Origin of the sequence: Sporosarcina koreensis, from assembly GCF_042655825.1 — a bacterium.
Lineage (GTDB): Bacteria > Bacillota > Bacilli > Bacillales_A > Planococcaceae > Sporosarcina > Sporosarcina koreensis.
The window spans coordinates 149,074-165,158 of sequence record NZ_JBHSNP010000002.1 but is presented as its reverse complement, the minus strand read 5'-3'; the positions used below and the strand labels follow the sequence as shown (position 1 = coordinate 165,158).

Genomic DNA, 16,085 nt, shown 5'->3' with positions numbered 1-16,085 from the left:
CCTTAGCAGAACTTTGTTTGCATTGCCAACTCGACCATTACGAGCATCGCCCGGTACGCTTCGAGGATATCTTTCGCCTCAAATTTCACGATTGTCGTTCCCGGCTCGATTTCACATCCTGGCATGAGCGCCGCCCATTCCGCCTGGCCATAGTTCGTGAACTCGATGCGCAAAACCGGGTTTGCCGGAGGTACGAGCGGCTTGATCATCGTGCGCTTTGCAATCGCCTCGGCAGTTTTCTCTTCAATTAAGGCGTGAGCTTTCGTCGGATGCAATGTTTTCACAGCGGAACGGGATATAGACTGCTTAACAGCTGCTGTCACTACTCCTGGAATCAATGCCTCCGCTTCTTTGCATGCACGATCGTCCCCAGCGACCATGATGACGGGCACCCCATAATGGCCTGCCACATAAGCATTCAATCCGAGCTCACCAATCGCCACGTCATTGATATGCATATTCCTGACGCCAAACGTCATCGAATGGCTCATGACACCCGGCTGCCCGGCCCTTGCGTGATATCCAGCGAAAATGGCTCCGTCAAATGATTCGTCGAGCGCCTGCACCATCGAAAACGCTTTCAAATCTCCTGTTATCAAATCCGCATCAGGATGAAGTTCTTCCACAAGCAGATTGTTCATTTTGGAATGGCTGTCGTTCACGAGGACTTGTTCGGCTCCTTGTCCGATTGCTGCGCGAATGATTGCATTTGCTTCCGCCGTCATAATACGCCTGGCACGTTCATAATTATGTCTGGCAGAATCGACAAACGTGTAATCGGGCAACCCCGTGATCCCTTCCATATCAACGGATATGTAAATCTTCATACCTAGTTCCCCCATCCCTTTATCTCTCTGAATTGATAGTCTAATCTAGTAATCGGTAAGTTCAATCCTATCAAACTTTTAAGAATATTACAATACGATTTCTGAAAATATAGAACTGGATTCGCTCGAAATAATGAAACAACCGCCATCCAGTTTCCCGGATGGCGGTTGTTTATCGATTAGAAACGATAATTACTTATTCACTAACTCCCAAATCAGACAACCATAGTTCAGTAGCTGGGTCGATTGAGTAGTTAACAACTCGCTTGTTTACTCCTCTTAGTGTATAACGGTATACAGTTGGCGCAACCGGAACTTCTTCAGCCATAAGCGCTTGCCATTGTTTGTAAATATCTTTACGGTAGTCGGAATCAAATGCCTTCTCAGATGTACCTGCTGCAAGTAGCTCATCGTTTTTCTCGTTAGTGAAACGGCTGTAGTTGAATGAAGCAGTTCTGCCATATAGACCGGATGGATCTGGGTCAGAACCAGTTCCCCACGCACCTTGGTAGATGTCGATTTTCGGCTCATCAGCTTTCACCATATCGTAGAACGAGTTGAACTCATGTAGACGTCCGTCAAGGAGTTGTACTTTAATGCCTACGTCAGCCCAGTTTTGCATATAGAACTGTGCAATCGGCTCAGCAGTTTCTCCACCTGACATGGATGCGAAGTTCAGAACGAACTCATTGCCGTCCGCATCTTCACGGAAGCCATCTCCGTTAACATCGACAAATCCTGCTTCGTCAAGAAGCGCTTTCGCTTTTTCAGGATCATAAGATGGTGTTACAAGGTCTGCATCATGGAAGCTTGCGAATACAGGGATGATCAATGATGTTGCAGGGAAACGAAGACCGTGGTAAAGTTCTTTACCGATTGTTTCGTTGTCCATTGCATACCACATAGCTTGACGAACACGTTTGTCAGCTAGTTTCGCATTTGGATCCATTACGTTTTCTTTCTTCTCTGCATCCCACTTACCAAGTTTGAAGCCAATATAAGTATACGCAAGGTCTACTTTTGCTAGCAATTCAATATTGTCAATGTCTTTAGCGTTCAGATATTGATCTACAGGAACTGAAGCGATATCAACTTCGCCTTTCTTAAGTGCCTCTAGGATAGAAGCAGAGCTTACAACTTTCGTGACCATTGATTTAAGATTAGGTTTACCTTTCCAGTAGTCATCGAAGCGTTCGTACAGAACAGACTCGCCTGGAATGATTTTTACAACTTTGTAAGGACCGAAACCGATTGGGTTTACACGGATCTTATCGGAAGATTCAAGTTCTTCAATTGTAATTTCGCCCGTCATAACATCCCCGACGTGGTGTCTAGGTGTCGGAGCCGTCCAAATGCCGGACAAAATCGATGGTGTCGCTTCTGTGAATGTTAATGAAATTTGTTTCTCGTCATCTGAAACTACAATTCCTGAGATTTCTTTCGTTTTACCTGCGTTGTAATCCGGCATACCAACAACGTTTTCAATCATGAAATCATAACGGTCTCCTGTGTAGTCAGGGTGACCAAGCAATTGGTATGAGTAAAGAAGGTCACTTGCTTTGACCGGCTCACCGTCATGCCATTTCACTCCATCGCGGATTGTTAAAGTAATTGTTTTATTGTCTTCTGAGATTTCGTAAGTAGCTGCACCTTCATTTGTGATTAAGTAGTCGCCATCTACAGCTAGTAGATCCTCATCAAACTTTGAGATGATTTCATAATCATATGCGCCCGAATAGAACACACGGCTTAATGTACCTTCAAACGGAGTATCTGTAACCATTGCCCATGTCAATTCGCCGTCTTCCAACGCCTCGGCTTTGTTCGATACATCCATCGGGAAATCTAGGCCAGCGCTTGGATCTTCTTTAGGCTCTTCCTTTGTCGGTTCTTCTGTTTTCTTTTCCGGATCTTTTTCCGGGTCTTTCTCACCGGCGCCTTCTTTTTCTTTGCCTGTACATGCAGCTAAAAACACGCTGAGAACAAGCAACAGACTCGCAAGTAGCATAAACTGCTTCTTTGCCATTTGTATTACCTCCCCTTATTTTTTTAGGCTAATCTCTGCCTTGCGTCTGACGCGCGTTTGACCGCTTGCCCGACGTAATTTATACACAGCATCATTACTAGGATCAGTAATGCTGCAGGTAACCATGACCACCACTTATTCTTAATAATATCAGGATTCCTTGCGAACGAAATCAACGTTCCAAGTGAAGGAGTTCCAGCAGGCAGACCGAATCCTAAGAAAGTTAGCCCTGTCTCGATCCCGATATTCCCTGCAAGCGAAAGTGTCATATTGACTATGACGAGTGAACTCAAGTTAGGGAACATTTCAAAGAACATGATCTTCCAACTTGGCGTTCCTAATGTCTTGGAAGCGTTGATGTAGTCAAGCTCCCTTTCCTGTAAAGCCCTGGAGCGGATAAGCCTTGCTTTTGCAAACCAGTAGAAAGCACTCATGATCAGAATGAATGTGTACTTATTATAGTTTGGAACGATAGTTACGAATACAATGATGAACATTAAGGATGGCAATACCATGAGGAATTCAAGGATACGCATCATTATATTGTCAACTGCGCCTCCGTAATATCCAGATATCAAGCCATATGTCAAGCCGATCATCCCAGCAATGAGTGTAACTGCAACTCCGATTGTGAGCGAGTTCCTTGTTCCAATCATCAACTGACCGAACACATCGCGTCCCCCATCATCAGTGCCAAGCCAGTTAGCAGCGGATGGCGGCTTCCAGACGTTAAGGAAGTTTACCCGCGTCAAAGAAGCCGAGTCAATCAATAATGGTGAAATGTATGCGGCTAAAACGATAATCGTCAGCAAGATCAATGAGCCAAGTGCCATTTTATCGTGCTTAATTTCACGCCAAATCGTACGCATAAATGATGGATTATTTAGTTTTTCTTGAGCAATTAGTCTTTTTTCATCAATAACTGGATTCGTCATTCATTTCCCCTCCTCTTCTTTCTCTTCATCTTCTATTCAATTCGTATACGAGGATCGACAATGCTTAGAATAATATCCGATAGCAAAGTCCCTATGATTACAGCAGCTCCAGAAACCATAACGAGCGCCGTAACGACAGTGAAATCTCGTTGCGAAATGGATTGAAGGAAAAGTTGTCCGAGACCGGGATAACTGAAAATGGATTCAATGAATATTGAACCGGAGATGAGACCGGTGATCTCATACCCGAGAAAAGCCGCGATCGGCAGAAGGGAGTTCCGCAAAATATGGCGGGTATAGACCCTTCCCTCAGGCACGCCTTTAGATCGTGCTGTCTTTACATAGTCCTTGATCTTCTGGTCGATAATATCATTCCGTAAATATTGGATTGTTGCGAACGTACCGATTAAAGCACCTGACATAACAGGTAGGAATAAATGCTTTGCCCTGTCGACGATATATTCCCAGCTTCCTGGTTCTATCCGTATATTTCCGCTTCCCCCGATTGGGAACCATCCCAATATGAAAGAGAAAAGGTAGAGCATCAGTAAAGCGAAAACGAATAACGGAGTCGCAAAAGCGAAATAGTTATACGTTACGATCATTTTATCCGCCCATGTATCTGTCCATCTTCCCGCTATTATTCCTAGCGGTATGGCTATCAGATAGATGACAATGGCCGTAAAGAGTGATAGAAGCACTGTATTTTCGATCCTGCCCGCCAATAATGACGTTACTGGCTGTTTGTGGACATACGATTGTCCGAAATCACCTTGCACCGCATTTCCGATCCACCGCCCATATTGTTCGTACCACGGATCGTTCAGACCTAATTTATCTCGGATCTTCTCGATCTGCTCCTCCGAGGCATTAGGATTCGACATGAACGCGCTCGTTAACGCATCACCCGGCATCGCTTTTGAAAGCATGAAGATGATGATACTGAGGAGGATGAGCTGCGGAATCATGAGCAATGTTCTTCGTAAAATGAATTTCAACATTTACATCATCCCCCTTACTGCATGGCAACGGAATGCGTATCCGAAATCTTCTTCAAATCGAACATCCGTCCATCTTTATCAAAGTAGGTGTTATATTCAGTTTGGTATTCCTGATTGATCGCCTGGCGCAAATGCATTTTCTCAAAGCGTTTTTCAGGGTTCATTTCCGGAATCGCGGCAATCAGACGCTTTGTATAGACATGTTGCGGGTTGTTGTAGATTTCGGATGCTGTTCCTTCCTCTACAAAACGGCCGCGGTACATGATGCCGATCCGGTCGCACATATGCTGGATGATGCCCAAGTCATGCGAGATGAAGAGATACGTCAAGTTGAATTCCTCTTGGATCTCCTGCATGAAGTTCAAAACTTGCGCTTGAACGGATACGTCTAGTGCAGAAACCGGCTCATCCGCAATGATCAGTTTCGGATTCAGTGCAAGCGCACGGGCAATCCCGATCCGCTGTCTTTGTCCACCCGAGAATTGGTGAGGATATTTATAGATTGACTCGGGGCTTAGCCCGACACGCGCAACCAACTCTTGCACTCTTAGCAACTCTTCTTTCGCTGATAGCCTTTCAAAGTTGCGAAGTGGCTCAGCGATGATATTGAGGACATTTTTCCGCCCGTTCAACGATGAATATGGGTCTTGGAAAATCATCTGAATATCCTTTGTGTAATTGCGTCTTTCGGATCTGCTCAGCTTGGCAAGGTCCTTTCCTTCAAACAGCATTTCGCCACTTGTGGCTTTGTTCAAGCCGATGAGCGCACGTCCGGATGTCGTCTTGCCGCATCCTGACTCACCTACCAGACCGTACGTTTCACCGGGCTGCAACTCAAAACTGATGCCGTCCACGGCTCTGACATGGTCTACCACTTTTCGGAAAAATCCGCCCCGAATCGGGTAATGCACTTTCAAATCATTAACTGTTAGTAGCGACATATTCTCTCTCTCCTACTCTGTCCTCCGGAAAGTAGAACGTTTTATAGCATGAGCATCGGACAAAATGGTTCGGTGTCGCTTCATGCATTTCCGGCATCTCTTCATGGTCCTCTTCAGGTATCCAAGCGATCCGCGGTGCAAAGCGGCACCCTTTGCGATCTAGATTCTGAATGGATGGAACGATTCCATCAATGACATGCAACTTCTCTTTCGCTTCCAGATTGGAAGGGATTGAATTCAATAATGATCTTGTGTACGGATGCAAAGGGTTCTCAAACAGCTCTTTTACTTCCGCGATTTCAACAACTTCACCTGCATACATGACGATAACGCGGTCTGCCATTTCAGCAACGACGCCAAGGTCATGCGTGATCAGGATGATGCCCGTTTTCATCTGGTTTTGCAGTTCTTTCATCAGATCCATGATTTGTGCTTGAATCGTAACGTCCAAAGCCGTCGTAGGCTCATCCGCGAGAAGAAGGACCGGATCGCAAGCAAGCGCGATGGCGATGACGACACGTTGTCTCATCCCACCCGATAATTCATGCGGATATTGCTCATAGACGCGTTGTTCGTTTTTAATGCCAACCCGTCGAAGTAGTTCCAATGTACGTTTTTTCTTTTCGCTTGCGGAAAGCTTCATATGGTAATCCATCGGCTCTTCAATTTGCCGACCGATTGTCGAGAGTGGATTCAAGGCTGTCATCGGGTCTTGGAAAATCATTCCGATATCCTTCCCTCTCACTTTATCCAAACGGGACCGTGAGAGCGTAAGCAAATTTTGTCCACCAAAATTCACTTGCCCTTCAAGCTTCGTTCCTTTCGAGTTATGCAAGCCCATTACCGAAAGGGCCAATGCACTTTTACCGCAACCCGATTCACCGACGATTGCAACGACTTCATTTTCGTGGACTGTAAAGGAAACTCCATCCACCGCAGCATAATAATCGCCTTTGATGCTGAATGACGTACGAAGATCTTTAATTTCCAAAACCGGGTTTTTCAACAGAACTTCCTCCTTACTAACTACTTGACTGACACTTTCTCAAATAACTAATATTCAGATTTCGTTTAAAGTTATTGAACTCAATATACTACACAACGATAGTCCTGACAATACTGTTTTTTTAGAATATCAAAATCTTATATTATTTCTAATGTGACAGATATGTTACAAACATTGCTATGTAAGCGTTTTCTTGTTGGTATTTCATACAAAAATTTTTTTCATTCATTCGCCTAGAGCAATAAAAAAACAGGCAGAAAAAGCCATTGTTAATAGACAATAGCCTTTTCTCCTGTTAAGGATATTATTTAATTCACTCAGCTATTCGATGAGCTTGCAGCCGAGGATGCTGCTACTGCAGCGACTGTGGCGGCCATCACTGCCTGCTGCGCCCGCAGGATCATCTCGACGGATGCGGCCAGGCTGACACTTACCTGGTCTGCTCTTTCCGTCAATCGGTGCATAACGTGGCCGATCGCAACCGACAAAGCCATTTCCTTGTTCCATTTGAACCGTTTCGATTGCTCCAATTCCTTCGCAAGCCTGATGATTTCTTCGATTTCCTCATTCCCGACATCAAACACCGTCAGGAATCCGATCATCGGATAATGGACGGGCTTCGCTTTCAATTCTTCACGGAGCATTCCGAAAATCTCCCAAGCCCTTTTAACCAGTTGCGGTTGGAAAGCGATATCCATATACGTCATGACCTGCGACAGCCATTGCAGCTCATTGCCTGTTTTGAACCCCTCTTCATGCAACGCATCGTAATATGTGCGCATCGACTTCGCGTGCTCTTCGGGTTCGTTCCCCATTTTACTGAGCAGCACAGCATATGCATAATCATCATCAGATGTAAGGAAAAAATGCTGCTTTTTCATCGCATCATATAGCTTTTTCGCACGAGTCGCCTCTTCCTGGAAACGAGTGGCGTCATTGTCCATGAGCATTGCGGCAAGATAGGAATGTATGGTATTCCGGAAACCGGCCTGCTTCAATACACGCTGTTTATCCATCAACTGGTCCGCTTCGCCATCAATCGAGTCGTTGGACCGTGTAAGGAATGCGGCCATTATCGGCAACAAATTTCCCCGCAACGGTGAAAACCAGCCTGCCCGTTCCTTCAAAGCAGCCACAGCGCGGTTGAAATCGACAGCATTGAACTCTTTCTCAGCCGTCACATAATACGAAGTGATTGTCAACACTACGTTTTTGTCGACGCTCCAGCCCGCCAAGGATTTCACTTTATCATATGTCGTTTCCACTTCCTGCCTAATCATATCCAAATGCATGCCGTACAACTCCTTTGCTATATGTACGTCATAGGCGTCAAAAAGTTTCAGTGTTAATCGACAATTATAAATTTCTCCGCGCTCGTCTGCACCAATTCGCGGATCTTCTCCAGTTCATCTCGATGAAAAGCTTCGACAATCGTGCTTCCGACGATGACTCCATCCGTATGTTTACCCATTTCAATCACTTGCGCTTGCGTCGAAATGCCAAACCCCGCCAATACCGGCACACGGCTCATCTCCTTCACGCGCTGCATATGGGAGTAGAGTTCCTCACTGAATTTATTTCGCTCGCCAGTAATTCCATTCACGGTCACCGCATACAAAAACCCTTCAGCGCTCTCCGCTATCCTTTCAATGCGTTCGTCCGGGCTCGTCAATGAAACAAGGGGGACCAACGCGATATCCGTCCCGTTCAATTCATTGCGAAGCGGTTCGCTTTCCTCCAACGGCAAATCGGGGATAATCAACCCAGTAATTCCCGACCGACTGCACGCTTCGACAAATTGCGTCAATCCGAATGCTAAAACAGGGTTTAAATAGGTCATGACGACTAAAGGAACCGCCACTTCCCCTTTGCATTTCTCAAGCTCCTTTAAAACATTCCGAAGTGTCACGCCTTCCGCAAGAGCCCGCTCTCCGGCCCTCTGGATGGCTTCCCCATCCGCCACCGGATCCGAAAACGGTATGCCGACTTCAATAGCTGTTACGCCAGCTTCCTGTAAAAAGAGGAGCTTCTCCCTCAACGCCCCTAAACCTCCGTCGCCCGCCATCATATAGGGAACAAACGCCTTTCTGCCTTCTTCGACGCTTTCACGGATTCTCTTCTCCAACGTCTTCATTTCAATCCACCTCCAAGCACATCACGAACCGTTTGCATATCCTTATCACCGCGGCCTGACAGACAGACGACAACAAGTTCATCCTTGCTCATACCTTTTGCCAGTTCCACAGCAAACTGGACGGCATGCGCACTTTCAAGGGCCGGGATGATTCCCTCCGTCCTCGACAGAAGCTGCAGACCTTCCAATGCCCCCGCATCCGTTACGGCCGTATACTTCACCCTGCCGATGTCATGCAGATGACAATGCTCCGGTCCGACCGCCGGGTAATCGAGCCCCGCCGAAATCGAATGCGCCTCCTGTATGAAACCATTCTCATCCTGTAGCACATACATATACGCCCCATGCAGGACGCCTTCCTTGCCGTCCGCAATCGCTGCCGCATGAAGCCCCGTTGCTATTCCACTCCCCGCCGCTTCGACACCGAAGAGCATAACTCCCTCATCCTCGACAAAAGGGTGGAACATGCCGATCGCATTGCTGCCGCCCCCGATGCACGCAACGACCGCGTCGGGCAAGCGTCCTTCCTTCTCAACGATTTGGCGCCGTGTCTCCACACCGATCACCCGCTGGAAATCACGCACAATTTCTGGGAACGGATGCGGACCTAGCGCAGATCCCAACACATAATGCGTGTCTTCCACATTCGCGACCCAATAACGTAGCGCTTCATTGACGGCATCCTTTAACGTCCCCGAACCTTTATCGACCGACACGACCTTCGCGCCGAGCAGCTCCATCCGGAACACATTCAGCTCCTGACGGCGGATATCTTCTTTGCCCATGAAAACGACGCACTCCAGCCCGAAGAGCGCACAAGCCGTCGCAGTCGCCACGCCATGCTGACCGGCGCCCGTTTCCGCCACGATTTTCCGTTTGCCCATCCGCATCGCAAGCAGCGCCTGCCCGAGCGAATTATTGATCTTATGGGCACCCGTATGATTCAAATCTTCCCGCTTCAAGAAAATCTTTGCACCCCCGACTTTCTCCGTCAGACGCTCCGCAAAATAGAGCGGATTCTCCCTGCCGACAAAATCCCGCAAATAATAATCCAACTCCTTTGCAAATGCAGGGTCAGCCTTCGCCTCTTCATACGCCTCCTCCAACTCGATCAATGCAGACATCAACGTCTCCGGCACATATTGCCCGCCAAACTTCCCATATCTTCCTTTTCTCATCTCAACAACCATCTCAGCTCTCCTCCTCTTTCACTGTGCGAATAAACTCGCGGATCAATGTCTCATCTTTTCTTCGATCAATCTCCACGCCACTCGACACATCCACCATGAACGGACGCACTTGCCGAATCGCTTCCTTCACATTTTGCGAATTCAAACCGCCCGCCAAAATCATCCGCTCCACGGGCACTTCCTTTAGAAGGCTCCAATCAAACACCTCGCCGCTTCCCCCGCGAAATTCAATCCCAGGCGTATCGAACAAGACATACTCTGTCTCATAACCATTTGCCTTTTCCACATCTTCACTATCATGAACTGATAATACTTTAATAGAAGGAAGTCCGACTTTTTCAATGAACTCAGCCGACTCCCCGCCATGGTATTGGATATAATCGAGCGACACCTTCCGAAAAGTTTGCTCCAATTCCGCCTGCGTCGCATCGACAAACACCCCGATTTTCATGACATGATCCGGAACAAGTTGTGCCAATTCCTTTGCTTGCGCAATCGCGACACGGCGTCTGCTCGGTGCAAACACGAATCCGACCGCATCCGCACCCGCTTCCACCGCAGCTTGCACATGCTCCGGCTCCATCAACCCACAAATCTTCACCTTCGTCATAGCGGCACACCTGCCTTCGGAACTTGCAGCGAACGTAGCGAATCTTCAACGGAAGCGCTCCGCATGAGCGACTCGCCGACGAGGACAGCACTTGCCCCGGCAGCCGCTGCCCGTTTTGCATCCCCCGCGTCCATGATGCCACTTTCGCTGATGAATACGCGGTTTTCATTGAACGGAAAATGTTTTGCGACCTCTTCCGTCTTTGCGAGGTCGACATCGAACGTTTTCAAGTTCCGGTTGTTGACGCCAATCAATTTGGCGTTTATTGCGAGTGCACGGCCCAATTCCTTTGCGTCATGCACTTCCACGAGCACCTCGAGCCCTTGATTCGTAGCATAGTTGTGTAGCCTTTGTAATGTCATATCGTCAAGCGCCGCCACGATGAGCAAGATGACGGAAGCCCCTGCTTGTTTTGCACGGTCGATCTGCACTTCATGGATGATGAAATCCTTGCATAGCAACGGGATTTGGACGGCTTTTGCAACTGACGCCAAATCGTCAAAGGAGCCTTTGAAAAAGGTGGAATCAGTCAGTACTGAGATACAAGCCGCACCCGCTTGCTCATATGCCGTTGCCTGCGCGACCGGATCCGTATTCCCGGCAATCATCCCTTTCGAAGGGGAAGCGCGTTTCATTTCCGAAATGACTTCCAATTGATGTGATTTCTGTAAAGTTTCAAATAAGGAAGGCCGTTTCGGCAATGTTTCACATGAAACGACACATTCCTCCATTAGCAGCTGTTTCACTTCAATCCTTTTCGTCTGTAGAATCTTTTCTAAAATCGTCATCTTGCCACTACCTCCTGCCCGATATGCTCACTGAATGCGACAACCGCCTCCAATTTCCGAAGCGCATTTCCTGAAAGGATGCTGTCAGTCGCCTGCTCAATTCCTTCCTGTATCGAATCCGCCACGCCGTTCGCGAACAACCCGAGACCTGCATTGAACACGACCGTGTCAAAACGCGGTCCCCGTTCGCCTTGCAGCACAGAATGAATCATCGCGGCATTCTCCTTCGGGGTACCGCCGCGTATTTCAGATAGAGGGGCATAGGATAACCCGACATCTTCGGCGTTTAGCGCGAACGGGATCAAGTCGCCTTTATCCATAAGAACAAACGAGTTCTGCCCGGCAAGCGACGCTTCATCCAATCCTCCAGCGCCTGATACGACAAGTGCCCGTTCCCTGCCTAGCATTCGCATGACGGACGCATATTCCATGATAAAATCAGGACGGTTGATGCCTGTGAATTGGGTTTCTAGCGGAACTGGGTTCGTCAGCGGTCCGACGAGGTTGAAGATTGTCGGCTTCCCGATCATCGCGCGGACCTCGCCGATCCGTTTCATTTTCGGATGGATAATCGGCGCGAATAGAAAGGCTATCCCTTCTTCTTGGAGCATCCGGCTCATATCGTCAGGCGTAAAGCGTGAATGGATGCCGAGCGCGTCTAGCACATCTTGGCTGCCCGCCGCACTTGTGATTTTCCTGTTGCCGTGCTTCGCCACATTCACGCCTGCGCCCGCTAAAACGAAAGCCGATGTTGTACTAATATTGAACGAATTCGACCCGTCGCCGCCCGTCCCGCAATTGTCCAAATAACGGGCAGCCGGGACGTCAAATTTAATTGAATGGGATGTCATGACTGAAGCCAATGCTGCTACTTCCGTCGCCGTTTCCCCTTTTTTGGATAAAGCGACAAGAAACGCCCCCATTTCCTCGATGGTTGCTTCCTCCAAAAACAATTGATTGGCCGCTTCTTCCATCTCTTTATACCGTAAGTTACGGCCTTCCTCTACTATTCTCGTATAGTTTTTCACTACTCATCTCTCCTCTTCTAGTCTCTTCTTTTATTTCAAAGCCTCCAGTAAAGAGCGGGCTTTGTTCACTGTTTCCTTGAATTCCAGAGCTGGTACAGAATCCTTCACAATCCCGGCCCCCGCTTGAACGGTCGCAATCCCGTCCTGCACCGTCATCGTTCGGATTGTCAATGCAAAATCGATATTGCCATTCAATCCGATATAGCCGATTGCGCCTCCATACAATCCTCGTGGCTCTTCTTCCAGCTGCGAAATAATATCCATTGCAAGCCCTTTCGGTGACCCGGTCACTGTTCCCGCCGGCAAGGTCGCCTTCAATGCATCGAGCGCATGCAAGCCCGGCGCAAGTGTGCCTTCCACTTCGGAAACAAGGTGCATGACATGCTCGTATCTTATGGTTTCCATGTATGTAGCAACACGGACGGACGATGGTTCACAAATGGGTACCAACTCATCCTGGCTAAGTTCCACCAACATGTCATGCTCCGATAACTCTTTCGGATCGCTTCGGAGCTCTTCTTCTAATGCTCGATCCTCTTCGTTGATGCGCCCCCGTCTCCGTGTCCCGGCAATTGGATTCGTGATGACCGTGCCGTCCGTCACCTTTACGAGACTTTCGGGAGAAGCGCCGATGACGGTCTGCTTGCCGAATTCCATATAGTACATGTACGGCGAAGGATTCTTTTTGCGCAGCTTCCGATAGAGCGCAAACGGGTCACCAATGATATCCGCTTCAAGCTTTCGGGAGAGGACGACCTGCTCAACCTCGCCATTTTCAATGAATTGCTGTGCCTGCCTGACCCGGTCTTCAAATTCTTGTTGCGAAACCGCGCATCGGTAATCGGAAATCGTCACACCCTTCTCATCTTCTGTAGGCCCATTCGTAATGACCTCAGCCAATGCATCCAAGTCCGGCTTCGTATACTCCGGGTGAATTTCCGTATGCAGCAACGTCACTTCATTTTGGAGATGGTCGAAAATGATGACCGTATCGTAAATATTGAAGTACACATCAGGTTTTTCGTCGGAATGAACCACTGCGTCCCCCGCCGCCCCATATCCGACATACCCGACAGCGCCGCCCATGAACGGATATTTTCCATTCTCTGCAATCCGCGGCATTAACCTTTTGAGAAGCGTATATAAATCCCCTTCATGCACATATGTCTTCCCCGTCGAATACACGAACTCTTCCAACCGGCCATTCCCTCCGCTATACGCCTTCACCGGATCAACGCCGATGAACGAATACCGACCCGACCGGTCATGCTGCGACGAGCTTTCCAGTAAAAAGCGGTGTCTCCCCTGCAATCGCCTGAAAATATGGATTGGCGTCAGCGAATCTCCTTCAATTTTCTTCTCCGTAATACGCAAACTCGTCTTTTCCATCTCAGCTCTCCTCTTCTTTTTTGTTGTTGGCAAAAACAAAAAAGTCCCCTGCAAAAGGACATAAAAGTCCAATTGCAGAGGACGGATTACCCGCGTTGCCACCTCTATTTGAAGCCATCACAAAAACAGCTTCCTCTCGGCGCGCCTAAAAAAGGCACTTCCCGTAACGTGGGAAAGACGTCCATCCGGAAATCTCCGGACAGCTCTCATAAGTCCATTCACACCGGCCGCGAATCAGTTTCCACCGCCCACTGACTCTCTACATCGCGTTTCCGATGCTACTCCTCTTATTCAACAATTTCTCAGCTATGCTCTTCTCAACTCGACTCATCTGTTCCTGGGCGGCGCCGCTCCCGGCCCCTCTACCCTCTCCGAACAAAAAAGTTGTACTAACCTTACTATTCATTCAATCAATTGTCAACCTTTCGATAATATATGTAGTCCCCCGACTTTGTATAACAATCGCCCAAGCTGTACAATAGTGGGAAAGAAACTCGAAAAAAGGTGAATTTCATGAGAATCAATAAATATTTAAGCGAAGCCGGCATCGTCTCCCGACGCGGCGCAGACAAATGGATCGAAGACGGACGCGTCACCATCAACGGCCAGCCCGCCGAACTTGGAAGCAGAGTCGAACAAGGGGATGAAGTCCGTGTCGACGGAAAACCCGTGAAAACCGAAGAGCAGCTCGTCTATATCGTCCTCAATAAACCCGTAGGCATTACGAGCACAACCGAACGCCATATCGAAGGGAATGTCGTCGATTTCGTCAACCACCCGCTCCGCATCTTCCATATCGGACGGCTCGACAAAGACTCCGACGGTTTGCTGCTTCTAACGAATGACGGCGACATCGTCAATGAAATCCTGCGCGAGGAACACGGCCATGAAAAAGAATATATCGTCACCGTCGACCGCCCCATTACAAAAGAATTCATTCACAAAATGGAATCCGGCGTCGAAATCCTCGACACCATTACGAAACCATGCAAAGTGAAACAACTTGGCCCACGCAAATTCAACATCACATTGACACAAGGCCTGAACCGCCAAATCCGCCGCATGTGCTCGGCACTCGGTTACAACGTCAGACGCCTCCAGCGCACGAGGATCATGAACATCCATCTCGGCAATTTGCCGATCGGACAATGGCGCGACTTGTCGGATAAGGAATTGAAGGAAATGTTTCACATGCTTGATTATGAGCCGAAAAGGTGAAGATAACCATGAAAGTATAAAGGGCGATACATATTGTGCAAGTACAATATGTACCGCCCTTTTTTATACGCATCCATAGTCATTACAGATGTTTCAATCCTGTGATAAATATTAAAAAGGGTCGCATCCTGTTTCTTTTTTGCATTATTAACTTTATAATGCGCACTAGATGATTTATTTAATAAAAATCATACTTTTTGCTAAAGGGAGGAGATCGATTATGAAAAAAATAATGATTACATTAGTAACCGGTCTAATGGCCGTTGTTTTAGTGGCATGCGGAGGAAATGAAGAAAATACAGAAGCCACAAATGATAATAAAGCAAAAACAGCGGAAACCGATCAGCAGAAGGAACAGCAAAAGCAAATGGAAGAAATGCAAAAGAAATTAGAAGAACAGCAAGTAGATGAAAATAAAACTGTGGCCATCGTGAATGATAAAGAAATTTTAGGAAGCGACTATAATATCGCTTTAGCATCTGTACAAGGACAAATGCAGCTAATGGGACAAGATCCGACTTCTAAAGAAGCTGCAGAGCAAGCGAAAAACCAAACAATTGACAGCTTGGTCGGGCAAACTCTTCTTCTTCAAGAGGCCGATAAAAAAAGCTATAAAGCTTCAGAGGCAGATATTAATAAGCAGCTGGAAGAAATAAAAAAACAGTTTAAAACAGAAAAAGAATTCGAAGCCGCCCTTAAACAATCCGGCATTAATATGAAAACACTTGAAACTCAAATAGCTGACGATATTAAACTTAAACAATACATTGAGAAAGAAGCGCCGACTGGCAAAATAACCGATGAAGAAATTAAACAAATGTATGATCAATATGCGGAACAAGCAAAGAGTGCAGGACAAGAAGCTCCAAAGCTTGAAGAAGTAAAACCACAAATCGAACAATCTCTTCATCAGCAAAAACAGCAGGAAAAACTCGCTCAGCATGCTGAAGAGTTAAAGAAAAATGCGATGATTGACATTAAGATTTAAGATG

The 16,085-nt window shown here is 47.4% G+C and carries 15 protein-coding genes and 1 other annotated feature; of the genes, 2 read left to right on the top strand and 13 right to left on the bottom strand.

Annotation, left to right across the window (positions count from 1 at the left end):
* Positions 1-2 precede the first annotated feature (2 nt).
* From ACFPTP_RS00785 to ACFPTP_RS00725, 13 genes are all read right to left on the bottom strand, one after another.
* Complete coding sequence (locus tag ACFPTP_RS00785) at positions 3-827, bottom strand: M55 family metallopeptidase (protein ID WP_381441453.1); 825 nt, start codon at positions 825-827, stop codon at positions 3-5.
* Between the two features lie 196 nt (positions 828-1,023).
* Complete coding sequence (gene opp4A, locus ACFPTP_RS00780; protein ID WP_381441451.1) at positions 1,024-2,853, bottom strand: oligopeptide ABC transporter substrate-binding protein; 1,830 nt, start codon at positions 2,851-2,853, stop codon at positions 1,024-1,026.
* 23 nt (positions 2,854-2,876) lie between these two features.
* Positions 2,877-3,788 carry an ABC transporter permease gene (locus ACFPTP_RS00775; protein ID WP_381441449.1) on the bottom strand — a complete coding sequence of 304 codons (912 nt, stop codon included), beginning with the start codon at positions 3,786-3,788 and terminating at the stop codon, positions 2,877-2,879.
* A 32-nt stretch (positions 3,789-3,820) separates the two neighbouring features.
* Positions 3,821-4,789, bottom strand: a complete 969-nt coding sequence (opp4B, locus tag ACFPTP_RS00770; protein WP_381441448.1) for an oligopeptide ABC transporter permease — start codon at positions 4,787-4,789, stop codon at positions 3,821-3,823.
* A gap of 14 nt (positions 4,790-4,803) precedes the next feature.
* Positions 4,804-5,730 (bottom strand): ABC transporter ATP-binding protein, encoded by a 927-nt coding sequence (locus ACFPTP_RS00765; RefSeq protein ID WP_381441447.1) that lies wholly within the window; start codon positions 5,728-5,730, stop codon positions 4,804-4,806.
* Complete coding sequence (locus tag ACFPTP_RS00760; RefSeq protein WP_381441907.1) at positions 5,711-6,739, bottom strand: ABC transporter ATP-binding protein; 1,029 nt, start codon at positions 6,737-6,739, stop codon at positions 5,711-5,713. The genes ACFPTP_RS00765 and ACFPTP_RS00760 overlap by 20 nt, the downstream gene beginning before the upstream one ends.
* 314 nt (positions 6,740-7,053) lie before the next feature.
* Positions 7,054-8,028: a DUF4003 family protein gene (locus ACFPTP_RS00755; RefSeq protein WP_381441446.1), complete on the bottom strand. Its 975-nt coding sequence runs from the start codon at positions 8,026-8,028 to the stop codon at positions 7,054-7,056.
* A gap of 53 nt (positions 8,029-8,081) precedes the next feature.
* Positions 8,082-8,870, bottom strand: coding sequence for a tryptophan synthase subunit alpha (gene trpA / locus ACFPTP_RS00750; RefSeq protein WP_381441445.1), 789 nt, complete (start codon positions 8,868-8,870; stop codon positions 8,082-8,084).
* Positions 8,867-10,060 carry a tryptophan synthase subunit beta gene (gene trpB / locus ACFPTP_RS00745; protein WP_381441444.1) on the bottom strand — a complete coding sequence of 398 codons (1,194 nt, stop codon included), beginning with the start codon at positions 10,058-10,060 and terminating at the stop codon, positions 8,867-8,869. Before trpB ends, trpA begins: the two co-directional genes overlap by 4 nt.
* 1 nt (position 10,061) lies before the next feature.
* Positions 10,062-10,670 (bottom strand): phosphoribosylanthranilate isomerase, encoded by a 609-nt coding sequence (locus tag ACFPTP_RS00740; RefSeq protein WP_381441443.1) that lies wholly within the window; start codon positions 10,668-10,670, stop codon positions 10,062-10,064.
* Positions 10,667-11,458, bottom strand: coding sequence for an indole-3-glycerol phosphate synthase TrpC (trpC, locus tag ACFPTP_RS00735; protein ID WP_381441442.1), 792 nt, complete (start codon positions 11,456-11,458; stop codon positions 10,667-10,669). Before trpC ends, ACFPTP_RS00740 begins: the two co-directional genes overlap by 4 nt.
* Positions 11,455-12,486, bottom strand: coding sequence for an anthranilate phosphoribosyltransferase (gene trpD, locus ACFPTP_RS00730; protein WP_381441441.1), 1,032 nt, complete (start codon positions 12,484-12,486; stop codon positions 11,455-11,457). The genes trpC and trpD overlap by 4 nt, the downstream gene beginning before the upstream one ends.
* Before the next feature lie 30 nt (positions 12,487-12,516).
* On the bottom strand, positions 12,517-13,875 hold the full coding sequence (locus tag ACFPTP_RS00725; protein WP_381441440.1) for an anthranilate synthase component I family protein: 1,359 nt from the start codon (positions 13,873-13,875) through the stop codon (positions 12,517-12,519).
* A 74-nt stretch (positions 13,876-13,949) separates the two neighbouring features.
* Positions 13,950-14,179, bottom strand: a binding site (T-box leader).
* A gap of 209 nt (positions 14,180-14,388) precedes the next feature.
* On the opposite strand from ACFPTP_RS00725, the gene rluF reads away from it, so the two are divergent.
* A complete protein-coding gene (gene rluF, locus ACFPTP_RS00720; protein ID WP_381441439.1) occupies positions 14,389-15,093 on the top strand; it encodes a 23S rRNA pseudouridine(2604) synthase RluF in 705 nt (234 codons plus the stop codon).
* A gap of 220 nt (positions 15,094-15,313) precedes the next feature.
* Positions 15,314-16,081, top strand: a complete 768-nt coding sequence (locus ACFPTP_RS00715) for a SurA N-terminal domain-containing protein (protein WP_381441438.1) — start codon at positions 15,314-15,316, stop codon at positions 16,079-16,081.
* Positions 16,082-16,085 lie beyond the last annotated feature (4 nt).